The organism is Companilactobacillus zhongbaensis, from assembly GCF_003946515.1.
GTDB lineage: Bacteria > Bacillota > Bacilli > Lactobacillales > Lactobacillaceae > Companilactobacillus > Companilactobacillus zhongbaensis.
The window spans coordinates 26,309-52,009 of sequence record NZ_RHOM01000007.1; the positions used below are offsets into that span (position 1 = coordinate 26,309).

Genomic DNA, 25,701 nt, shown 5'->3' on the forward strand with positions numbered 1-25,701 from the left:
CTAGGTTGGTGGAATAACCTTTTGTTGGTGGGGATACGGTACTTATTTTTACAGTGGTTTGGTTTTGTGTGTTTTTTTGAGAGATTTAGTTTTTGTTCGTTCCTACGATTTTGATTTCTCGTTTTATCTGGTTGATTTATTTTTGTTCTTTTAATTGGTTGCTATTTTTAGGTATTCCATTTTACATACTCTTCTCTTACTCTTTTATTGCTCTTTCACTTGCTCCTTCGTCGCTGTGAAAATCGCGGTGGTTCCTGTTCTTAGATATTTGTGGAGGTTATATTTTTGGATTTATCGTTTTATAATATTAATATCTTTTAACAATTACGTTAAATTGTGAAATTGCCGCATTTTATTGGTAGAATGGAATAGCAAATTAAAGAAAACTGGTGAATTATGGAAACGGCAGATATGTATGGTAACGTGCTTTCTGGTACGGTTACAGACTTAAATAAAGATGAAGCTTTTGTTCAGATCGAGGGTATTACTTTTGCTATGGATCTTTCTGAACTGGATGAGATCCCTGAAATTGGGGATGAATTGGCTGGGTTTGTTTATGAAACTCAGGGCCGCAAGAATAAGATTACTTCTATTATGCCTAAGGTTATGAAGGGTATTTGGGATTATGCTGAAGTTGTCGATGTTCGGACTGACTTGGGGGTTTTTGTTGATTCCGGTTTGAAGGATAAGGATATTGTTGTTTCTTTGGATGATCTTCCTTTGGAACATTCTGAATGGCCTAAGAAGGGTGACAAGGTTATGGTTGAACTTTCTGTTGATCATAAGGGTCGCCTTTGGGGGAAGTTGGCTGATCTTAATCTTTATATGCAGCTGGCTCGTAGTGCTAGTGATAAAGAGAAGAACCGTGATGAGAAGTGCCATGTTATTGCCATTCGGAATTCTGGAACTTTTGTTATGACGGATGGTTATTACATTGGTTTCATTCATTCTAATGAACAAGATGGTCCTTTGCGCATTGGACAAGAATTGACTGCGAGAGTTATTGGTTCTAGTCATAGACGATTGAACTTGTCGATGCGTCCAAGAGCTTTTGAAGAGATCACACCTGATGCCGAAATGATCATGGCGGTTTTGGAACATGCTCGTGATAAGAAGATCCCTTATACCGACAAGAGTGCTCCAGAAGATATCAAGGAATACTTCGGTATTAGTAAAGGTAGTTTTAAGCGCGCTTTAGGTAACTTAATGAAACAAGGCAAAATAGAACAAAAGGATGGCTTCACATATTTGAAGTAGAGCTAGGAGTGTTTTGAGTGAGCGACAAGGTTAAAGTAGATTGCCAGTACATGAAAGATATTATTAATGATTATTCTCGATATTTGAGACTTGACCGCGGTTTATCTCAAAATACGATTTTGTCCTATCGACAAGATTTATTAGAATTTAGTCATTGCTTAGAAGACCAAGATATGAAAAAGTATCCTGAAGATCATTTTCAAATTACCAATTTTTTTGCTTCACAAGATGAAGCTGGTAAGTCTAAAACATCGGAGATCAGGATTTTTTCAACGTTGAAGAAATTTTATCAGTGGATGGAATTGATCGGTAATATTGAGACCAATCCAATGTCGCAATTGGACGCCCCTAAAAAAGCTCAACATTTGCCGGTGGTTTTATCAATGGATGAAGTAGTGTCTTTGATCGAATCACCTGATATTTCAAAGCCTTTGGGTGTTAGAGACCGAGCTATTTTTGAAGTGATGTATGCGACCGGATTGCGGGTCAGTGAGTTGATTAATTTGTCGATGGATGATCTGCATTTAGATTTAGGATTGATCAAGACATTGGGTAAGGGTGACAAGGAAAGATTATTGCCGATAGGTAAAACAGCTATCGAATGGCTCAATAAATACTTTGATGAAACGCGCAATAATTTGGTGACTAAGTATGGTCAAAAGTCTTTCGTCTTTTTGAATTTCCGCGGTCAACAACTGACACGGCAGTCCATTTGGCGTATGATCAAAAAGTATATCGCTCAAGTGGGAATCAAAAAGGATGTTACGCCCCATACATTGCGCCATTCTTTTGCGACTAATTTACTTGCTAACGGTGCCGATTTACGGGTCGTCCAAGAATTGCTGGGGCATTCAGACATTTCCACGACGCAAATTTATACCCACATTAATCAAACTAGAATGAAACAAGTTTATGAACAAGCTCATCCTCGAGCATAGGAGGTAGTTATGTTAACTAAATATAATAAGGAAGAAAATCAGAAGATCACGATGGGTTTTCTTTCTTACATCTCCGATTTAAAAGACATGTCTAACTTGGAAAACGAATTGCGGCTGTACGACGAAGATGAAAGTCGTCAGCTTTATTTGTGGAAGAGTAACGTGGAAGATTTTTCCGGTGTAGTAGCCTTGTCTTTTTCTAAAAAAACAGTTTTTATTGAATATATTTCGCTTTCACCATCATATCGTTCGCAAACTAATCGTTTTAAGATCTTTGATGATATCGCTCGGAAATTTCCGGAGTATACTATCTTAGGAAGTTTTGATTTAGTTGCTGATTTGCGCAAGTGGACCGAAAGCGAGCATGACGAAGTGGAAGAGAATTAATGGAAAAACTTAAATTAGTCCTGACTGATTTTCAAGGACCAATCGATTTATTGTTGCATTTGATCAAAGAGTCAAAGATCGATATTTATGACATACCGATAGCTGATATTACTCAACAATATTTGGATTATTTGAATAACATGAAAGTTTTGCAGTTGGATATTGCTGGCGATTATTTAGTCATGGCTTCAACGTTGATGTCAATCAAGAGCAAAATGCTCTTGCCCAAGGCTCCCGATGAGATCGAAGAAGATGTTTTTGAAGAAGATCCTCGGGACCAGTTAGTTTCACAATTGTTGACTTATCAAACTTTTAAACGAGTTTCTGAGTATTTTAGTGATAAAGAAAAACAAAGAGCACGTTCTTTTGACAAAGAACCAAGTGTGCCTAGCACTCAGCTTGAGCAATTTCTCTTGCCGGGATCAATTGCTTTATCTGATTTAGCCAGTGTTTATTCAGAAATTTTGCAAAATCAAATTAAACATGGGCCGAAGACGGAAATGATCGAGGATGAAGAAATATCGATCGAAATGGCTCAGGCTACTATCATGTCTAAGTTGAAAAAACATAAAATTATTACTTTTAAGTCATTATTGAAGGTCGGTCACGGGATCGAAGAAGTGGTGACCGACTTTATGGCGATTTTAGAAATGGTTCGTAACCAAGAAGTCTTGGCTCACCAAGCAGATTTTCAAAGTGAACTTTTCATTGAATTGAGGAATTAAGATTGTATCAAGCAGAAATTATGGCCTTATTATTTGTGGCAGGTGATCAGGGGATCACAGAAGCTGACCTTTCATCATTATTAGGGATCGAAAAATCAGCCGTCAGACAAAATATTGAACAATTAGAAATTAAGTTACAAGCAGATGAAACTTCAGGTTTGCAACTAGCCAAGTTTAATAAGATTTTTAAATTAGTTACTAAGAGCGAATATGCTGACGTTTTGACACGTTACTTTAAGTCAGGATTGGGGACGAAACTTTCTCAAGCTGCATTGGAAGTGTTATCGATCGTTGCTTATAAACAGCCGATCACTCGGATCGAGATCGATGATATTCGTGGTGTGCAAAGTTCTGGTAGTGTTAATACCTTGATTGCACGTAAGTTGATCAAAGAAGCTGGAAAAAAAGATGTTCCTGGACATCCCAATTTGTATGTGGTTACTGATTATTTTTATGATTATTTTGGGATCAAGGATATTAATGAACTGCCTAAAATTGAAGATTTTGAAACACCAGAGGGCAATATTGATTTGTTTGATGATGTTTCAATGGGGGATGCTTAGCGTTTTTCTGCCTTTTGGTGGGACGCTTTTTTTGTTGGTTTGAAAATTGTTGATGGATCTCATACGTGGTTATTTAATAGTGTTAGCCATTTTTATTCGCTAAACTTGTTGCAGATTTTATTGAGTTGTTTATTTTTATCCTCAAGGATGCTGAAACGAGCCCCAGGGGATAGTGGTCTTCGGTTAACACAGGTGGATGCTGTACTTTTTAGTATGTACGTAATGGTGTTAGCCATTTTTATTCGATAAACTTGCTATGGATTTGATTGAGCTGTTTATTTCTATCCTCAAGGATGAGAAAACGAGCTCCGGCACACAGCGGCCTCCGGTTAACACAGGTGGTCGAGGCACGGCTTCGCCGCACCTTGTTCGATCACCCGCGTTAATCCTCAGCAGCTGCCCGTGTGCCTCCGCTCTCTCTGTATTTTGTTGCACTTCCGGTTGTCTATCTATACAATAAGGAACGAGATTAAATTAGTTCCGAGATGGAATTTTTCTCGGTTAAATGTGTTTTTAAATTGGTTAGTTTTATTAAGGAGATTTTTTGATGAATTCAAATAAGGTTCGGTTGCAAAAGGCTATGGCTGATGCTGGGGTTGCTTCTCGGCGTAAGTCGGAACAGATGATTGCTGATGGCGAAGTTTCGGTTAACGGTAAGATCGTTAGGGAAATGGGCGTTAAGGTGGATCATTCTGACAAGATCGAGGTCAATGGTATGCCTCTTCGTTCGGAGAAGAAGCGTTATATTTTGATGTATAAGCCTCGTGGGGTTATTTCTGCGGTTAAGGATGATAAGGATCGTAAGGTTATTACTGACTTTTTGAAAGAAGACGTTGAAGAGCGGGTTTATCCTATTGGTCGTCTTGATTACGATACTTCTGGCTTGATCTTGTTGACTAATGATGGGGAGTTTGCCAATCAATTGATGCATCCCCGTTATCACGTTGATAAGACTTATGTGGCTAAGATCGAAGGTGTCTTGACTACTGAAGAAATCAAGAAGCTGGAAAAAGGTATTAAGTTTAAGGATTATACTTCAGCCCCAGCTAAAGCTAAAGTGCTTTCGAAAGACGCTAAGAAGAAAACTTCGTTAGTTCGTTTAACTATTCACGAAGGTCACAATCATCAAGTCAAAAATATGTTCCAAGCTGTTGGTCATGCGGTTACTAAATTGTCACGTGAAAAGTATGGTTTCCTTACTCTAGACGGATTAGTATCAGGAAAATATCGTGATTTAACTCGTCAAGAGGTCGCACTATTGAAGGAACGCAAATAGTTTGCTATAGTGAAAATATAAATTAAATAGTTGGTTTTCAGGGCAGGGTGTAATTCCCGACCGGCGGTACAGTCCGCTACCCAGTTTTACTGGTTGATTAGGTGAAATTCCTAAACCGATAGTTAGAGTCTAGATGGAAGAAAACAGAGAAGGTCTGTTTTGGTACGCCCAAAATGGGCCTTTTTTCTTCGGGAATCAACGGGAGAGGTTGATTTTATGGGAAGCAGTACTTATAAATTTCATACATTGATAGGAGTTTCGATCCTTTCGGCTTTAGCTGTGATCATCATGTTTTTTGAATTTCCAGTATTGATCTGGCTACCATTTTTGAAAGTTGATCTGAGCGATATCGTTACGGTAATCGGCTCACTGATCTTTGGACCAGTTGGGGGAGTCGCCATCGCTTTCGTTAAATCAGTTTGTCACTGGATCATCACCGGATCTGGGGCAGCTGGTTTGATCGGAAACTTTGCCAACTTTGTTGGAGCTGTCAGTTTAGTCTTGCCATTTACATATTATTGGAACAAAGGTAAGAAAGTTATGGCAGTGGTATCCGGTGTGATCGTGATGACAGTAGTTATGTCATTGTTGAATTTATTCATCGTCATGCCTTTGTACATGAATGTTAGCGGTATGCAACTGGGCATGAGTCTACCAAAATATGTTGCTACTGGAGTAGTGCCATTTAATATTATTAAGTCGCTCTTGACTTGTGTAGGGGTATTGATCATTTATCCACGGATCGACGGACATTTTAATTTCAAACATTAAATTAAGGTGTATTTATAAATCTTTTAAGAAAAAATTTAACTTAATATGCTATCCTTAAAAGGATAGAAATTAGGAGGTTGGATTTTAATGCCCGAGAATAATAATAAGAATACTTCTGGTTCAAAAATCCCCGCATCAACGGAAGGTTTGAGCCGTAAAGGTTCAGTTAGTCCGGAAGATTTAAGAAAGTACAACTTAGCACCTTCAGAAAATGAATCAATACCTGCAAACTCTGATAGTGTTGTGGGTAAAGATGTTGGCACAAGTTCCGACTTTGTCAACAATGTCCCAACTTCTGAGCCAAGCCAACCAAATCGACCAGCACCCGCTGCTGAAAATGTCGATCACTTGCAGGCTAGCAAGCAAAATGATGAAAAGAACATGGCCGCTGGAGTTGCTACTGGAGCTACCGCCGGAGCCGGTATGGCATCAGCAATGCACGACAATAATGCTGCTGAAGCAAAGAGCCGTGAAGATAGTGCTCGTGACGCTGAAGAGAAACCATGGGAAAACACCTTTGATTCTGACGAGGATGAATCAGGTCATGTTTCACGTGCCGTCAGCAAGAGTAAACAACGAGGTAATCATACATTAGTTGCCATTTTAGTAATCATCTTGATTGCTTTGATGTTTATTCCAGCAACGATGTATTTCTTCAAGGGTGATGACGATTCAAGTAACCTTGGTAGTGGTCAAACTGAACAATCAGTTGAACAACAAGATAAAGACACTGCTAAGAAATCAAATTCAAAGTCATCATCTGATAAGAAATCTTCAGATTCTAAAAAGAAATCATCAACGAAGAAGAAGTCTAACAGTGACAAGAAGAAGTCTGAATCAGACAATTCTGGTACTGTAAATCAAACTGATGAAGCTGCTAACGCGAATGAGTCAGCAACTCAATCACAAGATACTAACGCTTCTTCATCAGCTAACACAGCCCAAACAGACCAATCAGCTTCATCTACAACATCACAAGCTGGTTCAACTACGGGACAAACTGCTTCTCAAGGTTCATCATCTTACACTGTTAAACAAGGTGAAGGCTGGTATCGTGCCGCTGTAAATAGTGGAATGTCGATTGAAGCATTAAAAGGATTGAATCCAGGAGTATCAACTTTGTCTCCAGGTACACAATTACGGACAAAATAATGTAAAATAAAAGACAGGTGTATTCCTGTCTTTTTTATTTTTTTAAGTGGGGTAAATAAATGCAAATAGCAATTGATGGACCAGCCTCAGCTGGTAAGAGTACGATCGCAAAATTGATCGCCAAACGACTAAATTTCGTGTATTGTGATACTGGAGCAATGTATCGAACAGTCACTTTACTTGCAAAAGATAACCAAATAGATTATGGTGATATGTCTAGTATTGTACAATTGATGGATGAACATTCGATCAAATTCATTAATAAAGATGAAGGTCAGGATGTTTTATTAGATGATCAAAATGTCTCGGATGAGATCAGAAGTGAAGAAATAACTAATAATGTTTCACAAGTATCTGCTATAAAGGAAGTGCGTGAAAAGCTCGTTGACATGCAACGCCAATTAGCAAGTGATACTGACATCGTTATGGATGGACGTGATATTGGAACGACCGTTCTTCCTAACGCTGATGTTAAAATTTTCTTGATCGCCAGTGTCGAAGTTCGTGCACAAAGACGATACAAAGAAAACATCGAACGAGGGATCAACACTTCTTTAAAGACTTTAGAAGATGAGATCGCAGCTCGTGATTATAAAGATTCACACCGAGAAATTTCGCCCCTTCGAAAAGCTGACGACGCTATCGAAGTTGATACATCAAACATGACAATTGAAGAAGTAGTCGCTAAAGTTTTAGAAATTGTTCAAGCAAACAAATAAGGAGGCATGCTCATGGCAGTGCCAGTAGTTGCACTCGTAGGTAGACCTAATGTCGGGAAATCTACGATTTTTAACAGAATTATCAACGAACGTTTATCGATCGTTGAAGATACACCAGGTGTTACCCGTGATCGGATCTATGCTCGTGCTAGTTGGCTCGGCAAGGAATTTCGTCTGATCGATACTGGTGGTATCGATATGTCAGATGAACCGATGACGGTTCAAATCAAAAATCAAGCAGAGATCGCTATCGATGAAGCCGATGTAATTGTTTTTATCGTTAACGGTCAAAATAGTGTTACTAAAGAAGATGAAGACGTTGCTAAGATCCTTTATCGGACTAAAAAACCGGTTATTTTAGCTGTCAACAAGGCCGATAATCCCGAGCAACGTGAAAACATCTATGACTTTTATTCATTAGGATTTGGAGATCCTAATCCAGTTTCCGGTTCTCAAGGTACTGGTTTAGGTGATCTGCTCGATGAAATCGTTAAGGCCTTTCCTAACGACGAAAAACACGAGGAAGATGACTCGATCAAGTTTAGCTTTATCGGTCGTCCTAACGTCGGTAAATCGTCGCTAGTCAATGCTATTTTAGGCGATGATCGAGTAATCGTTTCAAATATGGAAGGTACTACTCGTGATGCTATTGATACGAAGTATTTTGATGAGCGCCTCGACAAAGAATTTACCATGATCGATACGGCCGGAATTAGAAAACGAGGCAAAGTTTACGAAAATACAGAAAAATATTCTGTACTTCGTGCTTTGAGTGCCATCGATAAATCAGACGTAGTTTGTGTAGTTTTGAATGCCGAAGAAGGTATTAGAGAACAAGACAAACGTGTCGCTGGATATGCTCACAATGCCGGTAAAGGTGTAATCATCGTCGTAAACAAATGGGATACTTTGAAAAAAGATAATCACACGATGCATGATTTTGAAACGCAGATCAGAACTGAGTTCCAATATTTATCTTATGCACCGATCCTCTTTACATCAGCTGTGAAGGGACAAAGACTCGAGAAGATCCCTGAATTAGTAACTAAGGTTTATGACAACCGTCATCGTCGGATCCAATCGGCTATGCTTAACGACTTATTGTTGCGAGCAACATCGATTGCACCAACACCAGTTGTTAATGGTAAGAGATTGCGTATTTACTACATGACGCAAGTAGCAATCCAACCACCAACATTTGTCGTTTTTGTAAATGACAATGAGCTATTACATTTTTCATACGAAAGATTCTTGAAGAATCAATTGCGTGAGACATTTGATTTTGAAGGTACACCTATCAAGATATTGCCAAGAAAGCGGAAATAGCAGTTTTTTTGGCCAAATAGTCGTTTTTTCATCAAAATTCTTGTAAAAAACTATAAATTATAGACTTTCAGAGGGTAAAGGCTTGCCCAATGCCCGTCGCTATGGTATTTTTGTAATTGGAATGATGAACACACACGTCAATTGTTCATATTTTCTAAAAAAATTTTTTTATCTCCGGAGGTTATCAAATATGGCAAACAAAGCAGAACTTATCGATAGTGTTGCTAGCAAAACAGGATTGACAAAGAAAGATGCAACTTCAGCAGTAGATGCTGTCTTTGAATCAATTCAAGAAAACTTATCAGAAGGAAACAAAGTTCAATTGATCGGCTTTGGTAACTTCGAAGTACGTCAACGTGCTGCACGTAAAGGACGTAACCCACAAACTGGTGAAGAAATCAAGATTCCTGCAAGCAAAGTACCTGCATTCAAACCTGGTAAAGCTTTGAAGGACTCAGTTAAATAATAGTTATTTCTTGGGGGCGGTCGGTTGACCGCTTTTTTTATCGAAAAAATTATGCTTGGAGGAAAGAATTTGAGTAAAGCAGAAGAAGTTATTGAAACAATTGACGCGGGTGATTTTTCAAATGTAGATCACTTGATAAACGAATCGTTACAACAAGACGATGACCAAACGAAGTTTTCGTTAGCCGAAACTTTGCTGAGTCGTGGACTTTCCGTTCAAGCGAAAGTAGTTTATGAACACTTATTAGAGTTATATCCTGATGAAGGCCAAATCTTGTCACGACTCGCAGAAATTGCGGTTTCAGATGGTGATAGCGATAAAGCTTTGAACTATATCTCACAAATAACCCCTAGTTCTCCTTCATATGCTGAAAATTTATTAGTCTCAGCTGATATTTATCAATCGCAAGGAATGTATGAAGTAAGTGAACAAAAGCTCTTAGAGGGCGTTAGGACCTTTCCTGAAGAAGATGTCTTTCGCTTTGCCATTGCCGAATTGTACTTTGATGAGAATAAATTCAGCAAAGCCATCGTCTTTTATAATTTTTTGTTAGATGATGGAATCGAAGATTACTCCGGGATCTCCTTAAAACTCAGGAAAGCTAGTTCATTAGCAGGAATGGGCAAATACGAAGAAGCCATTAGTGAGTTTGAAGACTTAAATGCTATTGAGCTCAACGAAGATGCACAATATCAACTCGGATTTTTATATAATCAAGTTAAGAACTATAATAAATCTATTACAACTTTGGAGAAGTTGCTGGAAACTAATCGTGATTATCCAACTGCATACGTTGTTTTAGCCGATGATTATTTGAATATTAAGGATAACCAACAAGCTTTCAAATATGCACAATTAGGGTTGAACTTGAATGAATTAGATGAAAAACTTTATGAGACAGCTTTTGATTCAGGGATTGCTGAAGATCCAACTGAAGCTATCAAGATCATCGAAAAAGGTATCGAAACGGTCGAGCATCCTTTGACCTTGATCATTCGTCTGAGTGATTTTTACGTTACTCACGGCCAGTATAAAAACAACCTTGATTTATTGGAAAATGCAGATCTCAACCACAATCCAAAACTTATTTGGAACTTGGCTAAGTCTTATTACGAAACAGATGACATCGCCAAGGCTCAAGAAAATATTGGTTTAGTCTTTGATGAATACAAAGATAATCTCGACTTTTTGAACGATATGATCGATATTTTAAGAAGCGCTGGCGACCAAGACGCTTTAAAAGCAGCTCTCCAATTATACTTGCGTAAAAATCCTGATGATGAGGATATGCAAGATCTTTTAGACCAAATGGGGTAATTAAATGCAACTTAAACAACTTCCAGAAGATTTTCAACAAGCACTACCAATTTTAAAAAGTATTGAAGCCGCCGGGTTTCAAGCTTATTTCGTCGGCGGCAGTGTCCGAGATCACATTTTAGGATTGCCGATCCACGACGTTGATATTGCGACTAGTGCTTATCCGGAAGAGATTAAGTCGATTTTTACTCATACGATCGATACTGGTATCAAGCATGGCACGGTCACGGTGTTAGTTGATGACCATTCATATGAGATCACTACATTTCGGACAGAGTCCGGCTATCAAGATTACCGTCGACCCGACAAGGTAACTTTTGTTCGTTCCCTGACTGATGACCTGAAGAGGCGTGACTTCACGATCAATGCTTTAGCTGTCGATCACAATGGTAATGTCGTCGATAAATTTGATGGGTTAACGGATCTGGAAAATAAGCTGATCAAGGCTGTTGGTGTGGCTGAAGAACGTTTCCATGAGGATGCCTTACGGATGATGCGGGCAGTTAGATTCCAAGCACAGCTCGATTTTAAGATTGAAGAAAAGACTAAACAAGCGATCAAAGATAATGCTCCTTTATTAGAAAAAATCGCGATCGAGCGGATTCACGAAGAGTTCGTCAAAATGCTTTTTGGGAAATCTTGGAAGAAGGGCCTCCAAAATTTTTGTGATTTAGGTTTATCGCAACATTGTCCAGGATTTAACGGACAAACCGCTAACCTTCAGAACTTACTGAACACACCTGACGTGTTGTTTGTTGATGAGACGATGGTTTGGACCGCACTAGGTTTTGTCTTGGGAATAGAAGATGAAGAGTTCAATCATTTCATGCGACAATGGAAGGTTTCTAATAAGATTCGCGAAGACTGTTTGGCAACTGAAAGAATGTTGCTCGATTTTCAATCGGAGAAATTCGACATCTGGTCAATTTATTTAAATAATGTTGATAATTTATCCCGTGTTGAAGCGCTTTGTGAGTTGTTTGGAATTAAAATAAATAACCAAGAAGTAGAGAAAACGGTTTCAGAAATTCCGATAAAAAGTTCACATGATATGAAAATTACAGGTAAAGATGTAATCGATGTTTTATCGATCAAGCCCGGACCACAAATTGGCCAATACATGACTATGCTTGAGAAAGCCGTCGTTACAAGGTCAGTCGAAAATTCTTTTGAAGAACTAAAAAGATATTTGTTAAAAATGTAACACACGTGTTATTATATGAGTGTAGAAATGGTATTTCGAAAGGGTGGTATTATGAAACACGTATTTAAGGAATTGAAGTTTTATTTCAGAAATGATGATACTTGGACAGTAAATCACGGTGAAATGAGTGACGTTTGGATTTCTCGTGTTACAACAAGCTTTGGACGTATCAACGGTGGACGTATGGAAGAAATTCACCCATGCAAGAGTTTTAGAGTAGAAATCTTGCCAGAAGCTGATTACATCAAAGACACTGATGTATCAACAGGTGCAATGGCTGATGGTATGTTCAATCGTATCATCAAGTATCAAGACCTTGAAAAAGTCGACATCATTTTTGGCGATGAAGAAGGCAAAGAACCAATGCAAATCTACTTCCCATTCAAGCAAAAAGATGCTGAAGGTTTGGACAATGCTTATCAATCATCAGCTATTTCGAAGAAGTCAGGTAAGTTATACTTGACTGTTAACAAAGAAAAGACAGTTTACGACGTATACAAGGATGAGCTATAGTCCACAATTTGTATTGACCCTGATCGATCAGGGTCTTTTTTGTTGCCTTGATTTTCTGATGTGAGTGGCTGAACACTGTCTCCGTCGCTTCAATAGAACAACTAACACTGTTTAACCGCAGAGATTTCCCTTTTATATATCGTCAATTTCGTCTAAAATATTAACTAACTTTGAAAATACGTGGTGAGTTTATTTGAAAACTTTAAATGTTTCTAATGCATCGAAAAATTTTGGTGAAAGAACGCTTTTTAAAGACGTTACTTTTACCATTAGTGAAAATGATCGAATCGGACTATTAGGCTTGAACGGAGTGGGTAAGACTACTTTGTTGGATGGCTTAGTTCATAATGAAGACCTCAATTCAATCGATATCGAAAAGCCCAAAGATTATAAGATCAACTATTTGACGCAGCAACCAGAATTGGATGAAGACTTGTCGGTCATTGATTCGGTTTTTGCTGGTGAAAATGAATTGTTCAAGTTGATCCGTAAATACGAACAGTCACTGTTAAAATTTAACAACCATCCCGATGATGATAAGATCCAGGCTGATTTTTTTGCATTGCAAGAGAAGATGAATGCTGCTGATGCTTGGCAAATGGAATCTGACGTGAAGGCTATTTTGAACAAGTTAGGGATTACTGAATTAAACAAGTTAGTCAAAGACCTTTCTGGTGGTCAGCAACGTCGTGTTGCTTTGGCTCAGACTTTGATCTCTGACGCTGATCTGTTGATTTTGGATGAGCCCACGAATCATTCGGACTATCAAGCTATCGACTGGTTAGAGGGCTATCTCAACAAATTTAAGGGATCGGTCATGTTCGTTACCCATGATCGTTATTTCTTGAATAAAGTTGCCAATCGGATCTTTGAATTGGAAAACCAAAATGTGACGGAATATTCTGGTAACTACGAAAAATATCTTCAACAAAAAGCAGCCAATGAAGCTACGATGGCTGCTGTTCAACAACATAAGACACAATTGTACAAGAAAGAATTAGAGTGGATGCGTGCGGGTGTTAAAGCTCGTGGAACGAGACAACAAGCTCGTGTTGATCGTTTTAAGGACTTAAAAGACGACTTGCAAAATAAACCGCAAGAACAGTCGGAAATGTCGATCGATATCGCTCAACAACGTTTAGGTAATGATGTTTTTTCAATCGAAGATGCCAAGTTGCATTTTGAAAATAAAGATATTATTGATGACTTCAGTTATTTAGTGTCTAAAGGTGATCGTATTGGTATCACTGGAGCAAATGGCTCAGGGAAGACTACTTTTTTGAACGTCTTAGCTGGTAAAGTGGAGCTTGATTCTGGTGAAGTCAAAACAGGCCAAACGGTCAAATTAGGCTACTACACGCAATACACACAAGATATGGATCCTGATAAACGGGTCATTCGTTACTTGGAAGGTATTGGTCAAAATGTTCGCAATACTGACGGTGAGCGGATGTCAGCCTCACAATTGCTGGATACGTTCAAATTCGATCACCAAATGCAAGGTGCATTTATCCGAGAACTTTCCGGTGGTGAAAAACGTCGTCTGTACTTACTTGCGATCTTGATCCAACAACCCAATGTTTTACTTTTGGATGAGCCTACTAACAACTTGGATATCGAAACTTTGACGATCCTTGAAAATTATTTAGATGAATTCAAGGGAACAGTTTTAGCTGTATCTCACGATCGTTATTTCCTCGATAAAGTAGCTTCTAAGCTATTGATTTTCCAAGGGAAAGGGATCATCAAAGAAAGCTATGATTCATATTCTGGCTATCTCAAGAAGATGAACCAGCTCGAACAAGAAAAACATCATCAAGTCAAAGAGAAGAAAGTTGCTGAGCAGAAAAAAGCCGAAGAGTCGAAACCACAAGAAAAGACGAAATTGACTTATGCTGAACAAAAAGAACTCGAGAAGTTAGAACCACAGATCGAGAAACTCGATGATAAAATTTCTGAACTTAAGTCGCAGTTGAACAACGATAGCAACGACTATACGAAATTGATGGACTACCAACGTGAACTAGACGAAGCAAACCAAGAAGCTGACAAAATGATGGAACGCTGGGAATACTTGAGTCAATTCGAATAGGAGAAAACAATGAATAACGAACAGCAATACTTAGATTTATTACAATACGTCTTAGATCACGGTCATAAAAAGTCCGATCGAACAGGTACTGGTACCATTAGTGTTTTTGGTTATCAAGCAAGATTTGACTTACAAAAGTCATTTCCGCTATTGACGACGAAAAAAGTTCCATTTGGCTTGATTAAGAGCGAATTGCTCTGGTTTTTGCACGGTGATACCAATATCAGATATTTATTAGAACATAAGAATCATATTTGGGATGAATGGGCTTTTAAGAAATATATCGAAAGCAATGATTATCAAGGCCCAGATATGACAGACTTTGGTCGTCGCTCTTTAGTAGATGAAGACTTTGCTAAACAATATAAAATAGAAAAGTCGAAGTTTGACCAGTCGATCCTAAATGATGATGAATTCGCAAAAAAATACGGTGATCTAGGATTTGTCTATGGTGCTCAATGGCGTCATTGGCAAAAACGAGATGGTGGCATTATTGATCAAATCAAAGACGTGATCGAAATGATCAAGACGACGCCTGATTCGCGGCGAATGATCGTTTCTGCTTGGAACCCGGAAGATGTGCCAACGATGGCTTTGCCTCCATGCCACACTTTATTCCAATTTTACGTCAATGATGGTAAGCTTTCTTGCCAGTTGTATCAACGCAGTGCTGACCTCTTTTTAGGCGTGCCATTCAACATCGCTAGTTATGCGTTGTTGACGCATTTGATCGCCCGTGAAACTGGTTTAGAAGTAGGAGAGTTTGTTCATACTTTTGGTGATGCGCACATTTACTTGAACCATTTAGACCAGGTCAAAGAACAACTTTCTAGAAAGCCACAAGCAGCGCCACAATTAGTAATCAATAGTGATAAAAGTATTTTTGACTTAGACGTGAAAGATATCGTCGTAGAAAACTATCAACCATTACCCGCTATTAAGGCACCAGTTGCCGTCTAAATAGCCAGAAAGAGGATTATTTATGATCGGATTTGTTTGGGCAGAAGATTCAGCACACAACATTGGTGTTGATGGCCATTTACCTTGGAGTTTGCCGAACGATATGAAGCGCTTCAAAGAATTGACGACCGGGAACGTCATTGTCATGGGTCGCAAAACTTACGAAAGTTTCCCTAATGGCCCGTTGCCAAATCGGTTAAATATCGTGATTTCACGTGACAAGAACTACCAAGTCCAAAAACCTGCGATCTTGATCAATCATAAAGATGAGTTATTCAATCATGTTGATCCAGATGATAAGATTATGGTCATTGGCGGCAGCACGATTTTTCAGCTTTTTAAAGACGATGTTGATACTTTGTACGTGACTAAGATCCATCATGATTTCGCCGGTGACACCAAAATGACGCCACTAAATTATGCTGATTTCAAATTAGTCGAAAAAAAAGAAGGTACCACGGATGAAAAAAACATTTATCCGTATACCTTCGAAACTTATGAACGATCAACCAACGTATAAGTAAACTGAGAAGAACATCAAGGCTGTACCTAGCATGACAAAGATGTGCCAGATGACGTGTACAAAACGCAAATTTTTGATCAAGTAAACACCGGCCCCCAATGTAAAGGCGATGCCACCGAAAATCAACAGCCAAGTTCCGGTCGCACCAATGGCTTGATATAAGGGTTTCATGGCTATGATGATCGCCCATCCCATGAGGACGTATAATAGTGTTTCAAAATACTTGTAACGACCAACATTAAAGATCTTGTACAAAATACCACCGATGGCTAAGACCCAAATGACCGATAACAAGGTGATAGCAAAAGGAGTGCTCTTCAATGCGACCAAACAGTATGGAGTGTAGGTCCCCGCGATCATCAAAAAAATCGAACTGTGATCAAATATTTGGAAGACGCCTTTAGCTTTCGTAAAGTACAAACTGTGGAACAAAGTTGAACTTAAATATAAGAAAAAAAGCGTGAAAGCATAAATGAAAAAAGCTGTGATAGTTAGTGGATCACCTGTGTTAAAACCTTTGATCAACAAAAAGATTGCTGCTATTACCGCTAAAACTATTCCGATCCCATGAGTTACGGCACTGAAAACTTCATTGATTATTTCGTAAGTCCGTGAGAATTTTGGAGTTGGATCGTTTTTTTGTTTAGTATTATTTTTCAAAATGAATACCAACTTTCCGATTGTTTAAGTACATATTAATACTTTATCTTAATGTTAATACATTGTTAATAAATCTGGTATAATTTATACAATTAAGCAATTAAAACCCTATGAAAGAGGGAGAATATGAGCAAGGTTAAAATCATCACTGATTCATCTATTCAAATTACGGATGAAGAAATTAAAAAGTACAATATCGGAGTAGTTCCTTTAACGATTGAGATCGATGGTAATACTTTTACCGACGGGGAAGATATCAGTCGTGAGGAATTTGTCAGAGAAATGGATTCTTCTAAGGAATTACCTAAGACTTCCCAACCTTCGATTGGAACTTTCATGAAAGTAATCGACGAAGTTCCCGAAGATTATACTGACATTCTCTCTTTAAATATGACTGAGGCTATTTCTGGAACGATCAACGCTGCTAGACAGATCAGTGATATGACTGACCGTAACTTTGAAGCAATCGACACAGAATTTACCGACCGTGCTTTGGCTTTTCAAGTTATTACCGCAGCTAAGCTAGCGCAAGAAGGCAAATCTGTTGACGAAATTAAGACGGCAATTAATAATGTTCGTGACCATACATATTTATACATGGGCGTAACTAGCATTGAAAATATCTTACGTGGTGGGAGATTGAGCCGCTTTGCTGGAACTTTATCAACACTGTTGAATCTCAACCTCGTTTTAACATTAAAAAATAACAGTTTAGACATCGCAAAGCGTGGACGTGGACGTAAAACAATTGAAAAATACATGAAAAATGTCCTCGCTGAAATCACTGAATTAAAAGATGATATTCAAGCAATCGGGATCTCATATGTTGACAATATGGATTATGTGAACGAACTCAAGGAACATCTCAAGCAGATCGTACCGGACGTTCCACTCTTGATTAGAGTTACTAGTCCAGTTATCGCAACACATGCTGGTTCTGGTGCTTTTGCAATCGAATTTTATACCAAGTAAAGCTGATGTTTAACATCAGCTTTTTTTTGAAAGATGGATTTTTATGAAGAAAAAGAAATTATGGATCATTGTTTTATTAGTAGTTGTTTTAGTTGGCGGTGGATCTGGTGGTTATTATTTCATTAATCATCGTTCAACTACCGCTGAACAAAAACAAGTAGTAAAAAAAGACAGTCCAAAAACTAACAAATTGAGTCAAAAGAAAAAAGTCATTCCTAAGAAGTCGAAGATCCACATCGTGGCAGTAGGAGATTCTTTAACAGAAGGGATCGGTGATTCCAAGTCGATCGGTGGAGGATATGTTACACGTCTGACTAAGAAAGTGGCTTCGACTTATGATGTCAAGGCTACCTCAGATAACTATGGTGTTTCCGGTGATACTAGTAGTCAGATCATTGATCGGATCTCCTTTGATGAGAAGATGCACAAATCGCTCCCTAAAGCCGATATTATTACCGTTACGGTAGGTGGAAATGACTTTATGCACTTGCTCAAGAAAAAAGGTATGGATCTTACTAGTAAAGATATTGCCAAAGAACAAGTTGCATTTGACCGTCGTCTAGGCGTATTATTAGCCGATATTCGTCATTATAATAGTGAGGCACCAATTTATTTAGTCGGGATCTACAATCCTTTCAGCATTTACTTATCCAACGTTGATAACGCTAAGCAGGCTTTTATTGACTGGGGCGAAGGTTCCAAAGAAGTAGCTAAGTCGGTCAATAATACTTATTACGTTGACATTAACGATTTGTACCAGACTAAATATGTTGAAAAGAAGTCGAAGAAGACAGGTACTAATCCTTATTTATCAGACCAAGATCACTTCCATCCGAATGCAACTGGTTATGATATGATGACAGATGAAATTTTTGCTCAAGTGCAAAATACCAAGAAAGAGTGGCTCAATAAGTAGTATATGAAGAAGAAAAATTATTGGATGTATGCCTTTTTAGTTTTACTCGGAGTTATTTTGATTTTTGGTGGTTTGCTGACCTCAAAGATCCTAAGTGCACCGAATGAAACTTATCGAGTTTCATCAAAGATCGAATCACCGAATCAAAAAGTTTTTACCGTTAACATGAACAAGAAACAAGCTAACGAAATGTCAGCTTATTACCTCAAGCACACCTTGAATAATGGTAAGGCTCAATATCAACTTAAATTGAAAGACGAAGCCGTATTATCTGGTAAGGTCAAGTTCCTCGGAGCTGATATCCATTTCGACCTTGAAATGAAGCCTTATGCCAAAACTAATGGGGATGTCTTGCTTAAAGCAAAAAAAATCAAAGTTGGAGCGTTATCACTACCAATAAAATTTGTAATGAATTATGCTAAAAATAGCTTTAAGTTTCCTAAATGGGTCGATGTGAATAGTAAGGACAAGACGATCTTGTTGAAGTTCACTAAATTCACGACTAAAGAGGGATATAGCATTCGTGCTAAGAAGATCGATCTCAAACATGACAATCTCGTGTTTGACGTCATGAACAAAAAGATGACGACCGATCAATAAGGAATGAGGTAAACAATGAGAAGAAGCTTTTTTGAATTTCTAATGACATTGAGAAATGCGGAAAGCGTTGAACCAGATGCTCAATTTGCAAATAATGCTTTTCACGATCAGTCATTTCCAAAACAAGAAACTGATTATGAGAAACTATCTGAGTATCTTGAATTAAATGCCGGCTATTTGCCGAGTATGACAATATTTGATGAGATTTATGAAAAATACCAAGACACTGACAGAAAATAGGTGATAATTATGGCGTTACAATGGTACCCCGGTCACATGAACAAAGCGAAGAACCAAGTCCAAGACCGTTTAAAGGTTGTAGACATAGTTTTAGAAATAGTGGATGCTCGATTACCGTATTCATCTAGAAACCCTGTATTGGAACAAATTATCAATCAAAAGAAACACATTATTATTTTGAACAAGGCTGATTTGGCAGACCCTAAGTTGACAGAGGATTGGAAATTAAACTTCCGTCAAGAAGGAACGGCTTCCATCGAATCTGATGCCAAGCATAATCGTCTAGAGAAATTAAATACCATGATCCGTTCAGAATTATCTGACAAGATCGAAAAATACGAACGTAATGGCGTAAAAAATTACCAGATCAAGGCGATGTGCGTAGGGATCCCTAACGTTGGTAAATCAACCATTCTGAACAAAATGGTCGGTAAAAATGTTGCAGTCACAGGTAATAAACCTGGCGTAACTAAGAACCAAAATTGGCTCAAAACTAGCTATGGGATCGATCTCCTTGATACGCCTGGTATTTTGTGGCCAAAGATCACTGATCCTAAAGTCGGCATGAAATTGGCTTTATCAGGTGCTATTAAAGATAAAATTTATCCACCTGATGATGTTGCTATTTATGCGCTCAACTTTTTGATGACGAATTACTTGGATCGGGTCGTTGATTTTTACAAGTTAGAAAAGTCAGACATATACAACCATACGACTGCTGAATTATTGATGCATTTAACTAAACAATTTGGATTTAAGGAAGATTATGACCGTGGTGCAAGGCGTGTCATTATGGACGTTCGTAATTTGAAATTTGGACGTTTGACATTCGATGTTCCCGGAGAATTTTATGAAGAATAAAACCATCAAAGAAGTTAAGGAAATACTGTCTCAAGCAGTGGATCAAACTACGTTAGATGAATTGTCTCTTGATGAGCGTAAAGGCGTTCAAAGATTGTTGGCCCAATATGCTAAACGACAAGAAGCAAAGCGTGAGTTATTAGTTACTTTTGAGAAAAAACAAACGCTCGAGCGACCTTTTTGGCAAAATGGCCAATACGTTGTCGGAGTTGATGAAGTTGGTCGTGGACCTTTAGCTGGACCAGTTGTTGTTGCAGCGGTTGCTTTACCGAGTGATAATACGCTTTATGAAGTCGATGACTCGAAGAAATTGTCGATCGCCAAGAGAAATGAATTGTATCGTCAAATTTGTGCCCAAGCGATCGATATTAGTGTGGCCGTTGGTTCACCGCGATTGATCGACCAAGAAAATATTTATCACGCTACTGAGTTGGTCATGAAAGATGCCATTGATCAAATGTACTTAGTTCCTGATCATATTTTAGTTGATGCGATGACTATACCAGTCAACATCCCTCAAACTAAATTGATCAAAGGGGATGCTAAGTCACTCAGCATTGGTGCAGCTAGCATCATTGCGAAGGTAGCTCGAGATCGACTCATGGAAGAATATGATCGAAAATATCCTGAATTCGACTTTTTGCATAATGATGGCTATGGCACTAAGACTCACTTAGAAGCATTGGAGAAATGCGGCAAGACACCGATCCATCGCGAAAGTTTTTCGCCTGTCAAAAATATTTCGAAATTATATCAACCACTTGCGTAATTTATTTACGAAGGTGGTTTTTTTATGGATAAAATTACAAATTTTTTAGTCAAATGTCGTTTAACTAGATTAGTATCAAATCATGACCTCTTAAAGATGCTTAAAATATCACTTGAGCGGGTCGATTTTTATCAAGAATGTTGTCGATATTTGCAGAATTCTTTAGGAAAAGAAAAATATAACCAGTTTCTACTATTAATAAGAGGTGTAGAATTAAATAATGTAAATGCGCTCTCATTCATGGATCCTTGTTATCCGATCCAACTGCGAAATATTTACGATCCACCCGCTTTGTTGTTTTATCAAGGAAATAAAAATTTGCTTTTAACTCGATGTTTGGCTATTGTTGGTTCTAGGAATGCGACTAAATATAGCTATAACTGCATTAGAGGTCTTGTTCCGCAAATTGTAGACAGATATACTATTTTAAGCGGGCTCGCTTTAGGAGCTGATATGATGGCTCATCAAGCTTGCCTGGATAATCACGGTCAAACGATAGCGGTATTAGGAAATTGTCTGGAAGATTTTTATCCACCAGCAAATCGGTCCTTGCAAGAACAAATTGCAGCATCGGGACTTTTGCTGAGTGAGTATCCTCCCGGCGACCACCCACAACCGTGGCATTTCCCACAGCGCAATCGAATTATTGCTGGATTGTCAGAAAAGGTCATCATTACTGAAGCAAGACAAAGAAGCGGCTCTTTGATTACAGCCCAAATGGCATTAGATGCCAATAGGGATGTTTATGCGATCCCTGGTCCCATCATGTCAACTTATTCAAGTGGGACGAATCAGCTGATCAAAGAAGGTGCAATACCGTTAACAAATTTCACTGAAATTTAGAGAACGCTTTTTTTATTATCAAATTAACTGTATTATTTGATTGACAAAACAAAAATTGATATTTAATATAAGTTCAGTTTTTCATTTGAGTTATCGTTATGTAGAAAGGAGCACACTACGTGCCATCATCAAAAAATCTGGTGATCGTAGAGTCACCATCTAAAGCAAAAACCATTGAGAAATATCTAGGTAGAAATTACCACGTAGTTGCTAGTTTAGGTCACGTGCGCGATTTACCTAAGAGTCAAATGGGTGTCGACGTTGAACACGATTATGAGCCTAAATACATCTCAATTCGTGGGAAAGGCCCCGTAATCAAGGATCTTAAGAAAGAAGCCAAGAAGGCTAAGCGAGTTTATCTGGCAGCCGATCCGGATCGTGAAGGAGAAGCCATTGCATGGCACGTCTCACACTTACTCGGATTAGACGTTGATGGAAAGAATCGAGTTGTCTTCAACGAAATCACCAAAGACACCGTTAAACAAGCTTTCAAGAGCCCTCGTAGTATCGATATGAATTTGGTCGATGCTCAACAAGCTCGTCGTGTTCTTGACCGACTAGTAGGTTATTCGATCTCACCAATTCTTTGGGCAAAGGTCAAAAAGGGATTGAGTGCTGGACGTGTTCAATCGATCGCCTTGAAATTAGTCATTGAACGCGAAAATGCTATTAAGAAATTCGTCCCAGAAGAATACTGGACGATCGAATCTACTTTTAAACACAATCGTAAACAATTCAAAGCTAATTTTTACGGTATCAACCACAAGAAAGTCGATCTTAAAAACAATGACGCTGTGCAAGACGTCTTAAGTCGGATCGATAAGAAAGCTGACTTCGATGTTGAAAAGGTAACTAAGAAAGAACGCAAGCGCTTCCCAGCTGCACCTTTCACAACTAGTTCACTTCAACAAGAAGCTAACCGGAAGTTAAATTTCAAGACTAGAAAGACTATGATGATCGCCCAACAACTTTACGAAGGAATCAACCTTGGTAAAAAAGAAGGAACAGTTGGTTTGATCACTTATATGCGTACTGACTCGAAGCGTATTTCTAAAGTCGCCGTCCATGAAGCATCGCAATTTATTCATGAAGAATATGGTGAACCATTCGCAGCAGTCAAGAAGCGTAACGATAAGAACCAAGAAGGTGCACAAGATGCCCATGAGTCTATCCGTCCTTCATCGATCTATCGGACACCTAAGTCATTGAAAGACATTTTGTCTCGTGACCAATTCAGACTTTACAGCTTGATCTGGTCAAGATTTGCTGCTAGTCAAATGACACCAGCAGTTTTCGACACTATGTCAGTTGATATTACTCAAAACAACGTAATGTTTAGAGCTAATGGTTCGAAGATGAAGTTTGAAGGTTACCGTAAGGTATACCAAAGTACTGCTGAAGCTAATAGTAAGGACAACATCTTACCTGACTTAGCTGAAGGCGATACAGTCCAACTTCAATCAAATGACCCATCTCAACATTTCACTCAACCACCAGCAAGATATACCGAAGCTTCTTTAGTTAAGGCTTTGGAAGAAAATGGTGTTGGACGTCCTTCAACTTATGCGCCAACCATTGATACGATCCAACGAAGATATTACGTAAAATTGAACGGTAAGAGTTTTGAACCCACTGAACTCGGTGGTATCGTTGATAACTTGATCCAGGACTATTTCCCAGATATCGTCAACGTTGACTTCACGGCTAATCTTGAAGATGAACTTGATCACATTGAAGAAGGTAAAGAAAACTGGGTCAAAGTCGTTGATCGTTATTATCGTCCATTTGAAAAAGAACTGAAATCGGCTGAAGATAAGATCGAAAAAGTCCAAATCAAAGATGAACCAGCAGGTATCGACTGTGATATTTGTGGGGCACCAATGGTCATCAAATTAGGACGTTACGGTAAGTTCTACGCTTGTTCAAGATTCCCAGATTGTCGTAATACTAAACCGATTGTTAAAGAAATCGGCGTAACTTGTCCTAAATGTAAAAAAGGTCAAGTTATCGAAAGAAAATCCAAGAAAAACCGGATCTTCTACGGTTGCTCAAGATATCCCGAATGTGACTTTGTCTCATGGGATAAACCAATCAACAGAACTTGTCCTAAGGATCAACATTACTTAGTTGAGAAGAAGGTCAAAGGTGGACGTCAAGTCGTTTGTCCTAATGGTGACTATGAAGAAGCCGTTCAAAAATAATGATCGAACAAGATCTAGTTGATAAATTCGTGGACTACTTAGTCGTTAACCGTCACTATTCTGACGAGACTAAGAAGTCGTATCTCGAGGACATTAACAATTTTGTTAAGGCTTTGGATGAAAACGGCGGATTTAAAGGTTTTACCGTTGTCGACCGTTTCGATGTTGAAACTTATTTGACTTATGTTGATGAGCAAAATTATGCCGATGATACGATCGCACGCAGAATGTCATCAATGCGTTCGTTTTATAATTTTTTAGTTAAAAATGACTTCGTATCGCAAAATCCTTTTGAGCTAGTTCAACTTCGGCGCAAAGGACGTAAATTGCCGAGATTTTTTTATGAAAAAGAAATGGATCAACTTTTTGAAGCGGTCCAAGGTGACGACATTCTTTCCTTAAGAAACTCAGCTTTGTTAGAATTGTTATATGCAACAGGGATGCGTGTCAGTGAATGTGCCAATTTGACGATTTCACAGTTAGATTTTAATAATGGCATCGTCTTGATCCATGGTAAGGGTGACAAGGATCGCTATGTTCCCTTTGGCGAATATGCGCAAGCTGCCTTGAAGAAATACCTTGCTGGATCACGCCAGAAACTGATGGGGAGATATCAAGAGCATCACGACTTCGTGTTTGTGAACAATCGAGGGAAACAGATCACGAGTCGAGGCATCGAATACATCTTAGATAAAATTATCAAAAAGACTAGTTTGACTGCCGACATTCATCCCCATATGATCCGCCATACTTTTGCGACCCATTTGTTAGATAATGGGGCAGACCTAAGAACGGTCCAAGAAATGCTCGGCCACTCGAGTTTATCGACAACCCAGATCTATACGCATGTAACGATGGATCATTTGCAAAAAGACTACAAGAAATATTTTCCAAGATAAGAGAGGATATAATAAATGACAACTATTTTAGCTGTAAAACACAATGGAAAAACTGCTATTGCTGGTGACGGACAAGTCACACTTAGCGAGAAATTCATCATGAAAGGTTCAGCTCACAAGATCAGAAGAATTTTTGATGATCAAGTAATCATCGGCTTTGCCGGTGGTGTTGCTGACGCGATCACTTTACAAGATTGGCTTGAAAAGAAATTAAAGGCTTATTCAGGTAATTTGAAACGTGCTGCTGTAGAATTAGCTCAAGACTGGAGAAAAGATCCACAACTTCAAAAGCTCGAAGCTATGGTGATCGCCTTAGATAAGGATACAGTCTTATTGATCTCTGGTAGTGGTGAAGTAATTGAACCGGATGAAGACGTTATTTCCATCGGTTCAGGTGGTAACTTTGCTCAAGCTGCTGCGGTAGCAATGCAAAGACACTCAACTGATATGACAGCTGAAGAAATTGCACGAGAGGGTGTTAATATCGCTTCAGGTATCGATATTTTCACAAATACTAATATCATTACGGACAAATTTTAGAGGAGATTCAT

At 38.5% G+C, this 25,701-nt stretch carries 28 protein-coding genes and 1 riboswitch; of the genes, 27 read left to right on the forward strand and 1 reads right to left on the reverse strand.

The window, feature by feature from the left end:
• The first annotated feature begins 396 nt into the window (after positions 1-396).
• The 17 genes from EKM69_RS04620 (at position 397) to EKM69_RS04700 (ending at position 16,186) form a co-directional block, all read left to right on the forward strand.
• Positions 397-1,257: a CvfB family protein gene (locus tag EKM69_RS04620; protein ID WP_125708608.1), complete on the forward strand. Its 861-nt coding sequence runs from the start codon at positions 397-399 to the stop codon at positions 1,255-1,257.
• A 50-nt stretch (positions 1,258-1,307) separates the two neighbouring features.
• Positions 1,308-2,195 carry a site-specific tyrosine recombinase XerD gene (xerD, locus tag EKM69_RS04625; protein WP_125708769.1) on the forward strand — a complete coding sequence of 296 codons (888 nt, stop codon included), beginning with the start codon at positions 1,308-1,310 and terminating at the stop codon, positions 2,193-2,195.
• 9 nt (positions 2,196-2,204) lie between these two features.
• Positions 2,205-2,582, forward strand: a complete 378-nt coding sequence (locus EKM69_RS04630) for a RibT protein (protein ID WP_125708610.1) — start codon at positions 2,205-2,207, stop codon at positions 2,580-2,582.
• Positions 2,582-3,307 carry a segregation and condensation protein A gene (locus EKM69_RS04635; RefSeq protein WP_125708612.1) on the forward strand — a complete coding sequence of 242 codons (726 nt, stop codon included), beginning with the start codon at positions 2,582-2,584 and terminating at the stop codon, positions 3,305-3,307. The genes EKM69_RS04630 and EKM69_RS04635 overlap by 1 nt, the downstream gene beginning before the upstream one ends.
• A 20-nt stretch (positions 3,308-3,327) precedes the next feature.
• Positions 3,328-3,870, forward strand: a complete 543-nt coding sequence (scpB, locus tag EKM69_RS04640) for an SMC-Scp complex subunit ScpB (protein WP_125708614.1) — start codon at positions 3,328-3,330, stop codon at positions 3,868-3,870.
• Between the two features lie 547 nt (positions 3,871-4,417).
• Positions 4,418-5,146, forward strand: coding sequence for a pseudouridine synthase (locus EKM69_RS04645; protein WP_125708616.1), 729 nt, complete (start codon positions 4,418-4,420; stop codon positions 5,144-5,146).
• A 29-nt stretch (positions 5,147-5,175) separates the two neighbouring features.
• Positions 5,176-5,295: riboswitch (FMN riboswitch) on the forward strand.
• 67 nt (positions 5,296-5,362) lie between these two features.
• Positions 5,363-5,917: an ECF transporter S component gene (locus EKM69_RS04650; protein ID WP_125708618.1), complete on the forward strand. Its 555-nt coding sequence runs from the start codon at positions 5,363-5,365 to the stop codon at positions 5,915-5,917.
• A gap of 87 nt (positions 5,918-6,004) precedes the next feature.
• Complete coding sequence (locus tag EKM69_RS04655) at positions 6,005-7,069, forward strand: LysM peptidoglycan-binding domain-containing protein (protein WP_125708620.1); 1,065 nt, start codon at positions 6,005-6,007, stop codon at positions 7,067-7,069.
• 59 nt (positions 7,070-7,128) lie between these two features.
• Positions 7,129-7,788: a (d)CMP kinase gene (gene cmk, locus EKM69_RS04660; RefSeq protein ID WP_125708622.1), complete on the forward strand. Its 660-nt coding sequence runs from the start codon at positions 7,129-7,131 to the stop codon at positions 7,786-7,788.
• A gap of 12 nt (positions 7,789-7,800) precedes the next feature.
• Positions 7,801-9,114 (forward strand): ribosome biogenesis GTPase Der, encoded by a 1,314-nt coding sequence (gene der, locus EKM69_RS04665; RefSeq protein WP_125708624.1) that lies wholly within the window; start codon positions 7,801-7,803, stop codon positions 9,112-9,114.
• A gap of 190 nt (positions 9,115-9,304) precedes the next feature.
• The gene (locus EKM69_RS04670) at positions 9,305-9,580 is read left to right on the forward strand and encodes an HU family DNA-binding protein (RefSeq protein WP_010623460.1); all 276 of its coding nucleotides are present in this window, start codon (positions 9,305-9,307) and stop codon (positions 9,578-9,580) included.
• 69 nt (positions 9,581-9,649) lie between these two features.
• Positions 9,650-10,897 carry a tetratricopeptide repeat protein gene (locus EKM69_RS04675; RefSeq protein ID WP_125708626.1) on the forward strand — a complete coding sequence of 416 codons (1,248 nt, stop codon included), beginning with the start codon at positions 9,650-9,652 and terminating at the stop codon, positions 10,895-10,897.
• Positions 10,898-10,901: 4 nt separating this feature from the next.
• Entirely contained in the window at positions 10,902-12,101 is a 1,200-nt protein-coding gene (locus EKM69_RS04680; protein ID WP_125708628.1) for a CCA tRNA nucleotidyltransferase, read from the forward strand.
• Positions 12,102-12,149: 48 nt separating this feature from the next.
• Positions 12,150-12,614, forward strand: coding sequence for a hypothetical protein (locus tag EKM69_RS04685; protein WP_125708771.1), 465 nt, complete (start codon positions 12,150-12,152; stop codon positions 12,612-12,614).
• A 193-nt stretch (positions 12,615-12,807) separates the two neighbouring features.
• The gene (abc-f, locus tag EKM69_RS04690) at positions 12,808-14,706 is read left to right on the forward strand and encodes a ribosomal protection-like ABC-F family protein (RefSeq protein ID WP_125708631.1); all 1,899 of its coding nucleotides are present in this window, start codon (positions 12,808-12,810) and stop codon (positions 14,704-14,706) included.
• 9 nt (positions 14,707-14,715) lie between these two features.
• Positions 14,716-15,666, forward strand: coding sequence for a thymidylate synthase (locus tag EKM69_RS04695; protein ID WP_125708633.1), 951 nt, complete (start codon positions 14,716-14,718; stop codon positions 15,664-15,666).
• A gap of 22 nt (positions 15,667-15,688) precedes the next feature.
• Positions 15,689-16,186 (forward strand): dihydrofolate reductase, encoded by a 498-nt coding sequence (locus EKM69_RS04700; RefSeq protein ID WP_125708635.1) that lies wholly within the window; start codon positions 15,689-15,691, stop codon positions 16,184-16,186.
• On the opposite strand, the gene trhA is transcribed toward EKM69_RS04700, so the two are convergent.
• The gene (trhA, locus tag EKM69_RS04705) at positions 16,172-16,849 is read right to left on the reverse strand and encodes a PAQR family membrane homeostasis protein TrhA (RefSeq protein WP_404825398.1); all 678 of its coding nucleotides are present in this window, start codon (positions 16,847-16,849) and stop codon (positions 16,172-16,174) included. The two genes, EKM69_RS04700 and trhA, sit on opposite strands and share 15 nt — an antisense overlap.
• A gap of 126 nt (positions 16,850-16,975) precedes the next feature.
• Here trhA and EKM69_RS04710 point away from each other — a divergent pair, with 126 nt between their 5' ends.
• The 10 genes from EKM69_RS04710 to hslV all read left to right on the forward strand — a co-directional run bounded on the left by EKM69_RS04710 (position 16,976) and on the right by hslV (position 25,690).
• Positions 16,976-17,821: a DegV family protein gene (locus tag EKM69_RS04710; protein ID WP_125708637.1), complete on the forward strand. Its 846-nt coding sequence runs from the start codon at positions 16,976-16,978 to the stop codon at positions 17,819-17,821.
• A 43-nt stretch (positions 17,822-17,864) separates the two neighbouring features.
• Entirely contained in the window at positions 17,865-18,737 is an 873-nt protein-coding gene (locus EKM69_RS04715; protein ID WP_125708639.1) for a DUF459 domain-containing protein, read from the forward strand.
• Between the two features lie 3 nt (positions 18,738-18,740).
• Positions 18,741-19,337 carry a YpmS family protein gene (locus tag EKM69_RS04720; RefSeq protein WP_125708641.1) on the forward strand — a complete coding sequence of 199 codons (597 nt, stop codon included), beginning with the start codon at positions 18,741-18,743 and terminating at the stop codon, positions 19,335-19,337.
• A gap of 15 nt (positions 19,338-19,352) precedes the next feature.
• Positions 19,353-19,577, forward strand: a complete 225-nt coding sequence (locus EKM69_RS04725; protein ID WP_125708643.1) for a YozE family protein — start codon at positions 19,353-19,355, stop codon at positions 19,575-19,577.
• A 9-nt stretch (positions 19,578-19,586) separates the two neighbouring features.
• Positions 19,587-20,438: a ribosome biogenesis GTPase YlqF gene (gene ylqF / locus EKM69_RS04730; RefSeq protein WP_125708645.1), complete on the forward strand. Its 852-nt coding sequence runs from the start codon at positions 19,587-19,589 to the stop codon at positions 20,436-20,438.
• A complete protein-coding gene (locus EKM69_RS04735) occupies positions 20,428-21,207 on the forward strand; it encodes a ribonuclease HII (protein ID WP_125708647.1) in 780 nt (259 codons plus the stop codon). The genes ylqF and EKM69_RS04735 overlap by 11 nt, the downstream gene beginning before the upstream one ends.
• A gap of 24 nt (positions 21,208-21,231) precedes the next feature.
• Positions 21,232-22,050, forward strand: a complete 819-nt coding sequence (gene dprA, locus EKM69_RS04740; protein ID WP_125708649.1) for a DNA-processing protein DprA — start codon at positions 21,232-21,234, stop codon at positions 22,048-22,050.
• A gap of 119 nt (positions 22,051-22,169) precedes the next feature.
• Positions 22,170-24,251 carry a type I DNA topoisomerase gene (gene topA, locus EKM69_RS04745; RefSeq protein WP_125708651.1) on the forward strand — a complete coding sequence of 694 codons (2,082 nt, stop codon included), beginning with the start codon at positions 22,170-22,172 and terminating at the stop codon, positions 24,249-24,251.
• Complete coding sequence (gene xerC / locus EKM69_RS04750; RefSeq protein ID WP_125708653.1) at positions 24,251-25,150, forward strand: tyrosine recombinase XerC; 900 nt, start codon at positions 24,251-24,253, stop codon at positions 25,148-25,150. Before topA ends, xerC begins: the two co-directional genes overlap by 1 nt.
• A gap of 15 nt (positions 25,151-25,165) precedes the next feature.
• Positions 25,166-25,690 carry an HslVU peptidase proteolytic subunit gene (gene hslV / locus EKM69_RS04755; RefSeq protein ID WP_125708655.1) on the forward strand — a complete coding sequence of 175 codons (525 nt, stop codon included), beginning with the start codon at positions 25,166-25,168 and terminating at the stop codon, positions 25,688-25,690.
• The last annotated feature ends 11 nt before the right edge of the window (positions 25,691-25,701 follow it).